Source organism: Nocardioides sp. (assembly GCF_035429765.1).
Lineage (GTDB): Bacteria > Actinomycetota > Actinomycetes > Propionibacteriales > Nocardioidaceae > Nocardioides.
This window is the reverse complement of record NZ_DAOMFK010000310.1, coordinates 1-2,269: the sequence shown is the minus strand read 5'-3', so window position 1 is coordinate 2,269 and position 2,269 is coordinate 1. Positions and strand designations below refer to the sequence as shown.

Below are 2,269 nucleotides of genomic sequence, written 5' to 3'. Positions count from 1 at the left end.
CGCGGAGCGCACCGGGCCGGTGTAGCGCTCACGCAGCGCGGCGGCCACCCCGGGGATGTCGGTGTTGTCGCCGTGGACGCCGTCGGGGCCGAGCACCAGCGTGTTGGCGGCTCCGGCGAGTGCGGCCAGGTCCGTGGCGCGGTCGACCAGGGACATCGCCTCCCGCTTCAGCGGCATGGTCAGGGAGAGCCCGCGCCAGGTCTCGTCGAGCCGGCCGAGGAAGCCCCGGAGCCCGCCGGCGGGCACCTGGTAGGCGTCGTAGGACCAGTCCAGCCCGTGGGCGGCGTACCCGGCCCGGTGCAGCACCGGTGACAGCGAGTGGGAGACGGGGTCGCCCAGCACCCCGCAGCGTCGCGTCGGTGCCACTCAGCAGGCCTTGGAGGTCAGGCAGTACTCCTGGAACTCGGCCTTGTACCGCAGGAACTCCGGGTAGGTCTCGGCGAACTTGGTCTCGCCGGTGCGCAGGTTCACCGTCACGTAGTAGTACCAGTCGCCGTCGGCGGGGTTCGTCGCCGCCCGGATCGCGTCGTCGCCGGGCGACTCGATCGGGGTGGGCGGCAGGCCGGGGTTGCGGTAGGTGTTGAACGGCGAGTCGATGGCCAGGTCCTCCTGGGTCAGCGCGACGCCCAGCGGCCGGTCGTGGGCGTAGTTGACCGTGGCGTCGATCTGGAGCAGCCCGTTGGTGGGCGAGTCGGGCGCCAGCCGGTTGTAGATCACCCGGGCCACCTTGGGCATGTCCTCGCCCCGGGCCTCGGCCTGGACCAGGCTGGCCACCGTCATCAGCTCGGCGGGGGTGTACCCGAGCCGGTCGGCCGCCTGCTCCAGGTCGGCGTCCTCGGCCGCCTGGCGCCAGCGGTCCACCATCGCGGTGAGGATCGTCTGCGGCGTGTCCTTGGGGCCGACGTCGTAGGTCGCGGGGAAGAGGTAGCCCTCGGGGTTCCCCTCGGCGTACTCCGGCAGCCCCAGCGACTCCGGCCGGGCCAGCACCTTCTCGTAGTCGGCCCGCGAGAAGTCGGTCTTGCCGGCGAGCAGGTCGACGATCTCGGTGACGCGCAGCCCCTCCGGGACCGTCACCGTGTTGCGGATCAGGTTGCCGGAGTCCACCAGGACGGCGAGGGCGTCCTCGGCCTTCATCTCCTTCCGCAGCCGGTAGAACCCCACCTGGATGCCCCGGGAGTCGGGGTTGGCCGAGGCGGCGTCGGTGAACGCCTGCACCGAGGCGACGACGCCCTTGTCCGTCAGCCCGCGCCCCATGTCGGTGGCGGTGTCGCCCTCCTGGACCTCGAAGAGCACCCGGCCGTGGCCGGGGCCCGGGTAGTCGGCGGGGTCGGCGAAGCGGTCCTTGACGAAGCCGACCCCCCAGACCACGCCGAACGCGATCCCGCCCACGAGGACGGCGAGTGCGACCAGCACGGCCAGGCAGCCCGGCAGACTGCGCCGCTTCCGGCGGCGGCGCCGCCCGCCCGGCACGTACGCCGGCTCGGCGACCTCACCGGCCCCGGCCGCGAGGTGCTCGTCGTACGGCTCCTGCTCACTCATCCCCCACCTCGACGATCTCTCCGGGCGCCGCCCCCACGGCGCGTTCGGTGTCCAGTGCCTGCTGCAGGATCAGCACGGCGGCCGCCTGGTCGACGACCGCCCTGCGCCGCCTCCCACTGCGACCACTCGCACGCAGCATCGACTCCGCGGACACCGTGGTCAGACGCTCATCACACAGCCTCACCGGGACGGGGGCAACCCTGCGCGCCAACCTCGCGGCGAAGGCGCGGGCCCGCGCGGCCGAGGGGCCCTCGCCTCCCGACAGCGACCGCGGCAGCCCGACCACCACCTCGATCGCCTCCTCCGAGGCCACCAGCACGGCCAGCCGGCTGAGGTCGCCCGGGCCCCGGCGGACGGTCTCCAGCGGCGTCGCCAGGAAACCGGAGGGGTCGCAGCGGGCCACCCCGATCCGCGCCTCCCCCGGGTCCACGCCCAGCCGTACGCCGCTCCGCACGCCTTCAGCCCTGACCGCCGAGGCGGCCCACCTCACGGGTGACCAGGGCGAGGGCCTCGTCGATGCGGGAGGCGTCGGTGCCGCCGCCCTGGGCCACGTCGTCCTTGCCCCCGCCCCGGCCGCCGATCAGCGGTCCGACCGTGCGGACCAGCGTGTTGGCCGAGACACCCCGCTCCCGGGCCCTTTTGATGGCCACGGCCACCACCGAGACCTTGCCGGCGGCCTCGCCCACGATGACCACCGCCCCGGGCCGGGCCGGGTCGAGCCGGCCGCGCA

At 74.2% G+C, this 2,269-nt stretch carries 3 protein-coding genes and 1 pseudogene; all 4 read right to left on the bottom strand.

The window, feature by feature from the left end:
• Positions 1-366: pseudogene (locus PLP61_RS16615) on the bottom strand (shikimate dehydrogenase); the annotation flags it as partial.
• On the bottom strand, positions 367-1,539 hold the full coding sequence (mltG, locus tag PLP61_RS16610; protein ID WP_324503877.1) for an endolytic transglycosylase MltG: 1,173 nt from the start codon (positions 1,537-1,539) through the stop codon (positions 367-369). It lies immediately after the preceding pseudogene.
• Positions 1,532-1,993, bottom strand: coding sequence for a Holliday junction resolvase RuvX (gene ruvX / locus PLP61_RS16605; protein WP_324503875.1), 462 nt, complete (start codon positions 1,991-1,993; stop codon positions 1,532-1,534). Before ruvX ends, mltG begins: the two co-directional genes overlap by 8 nt.
• 4 nt (positions 1,994-1,997) lie before the next feature.
• A partial coding sequence (locus PLP61_RS16600; protein ID WP_324503873.1) for a DHHA1 domain-containing protein occupies positions 1,998-2,269 on the bottom strand: 272 nt, incomplete at its 5' end.

Bases quoted from the DNA above. Each gene is read 5' to 3' on its own strand.
- mltG (WP_324503877.1), bottom strand. From the start codon at position 1,539: ATGAGTGAGCAGGAGCCGTACGACGAGCACCTCGCGGCCGGGGCCGGT.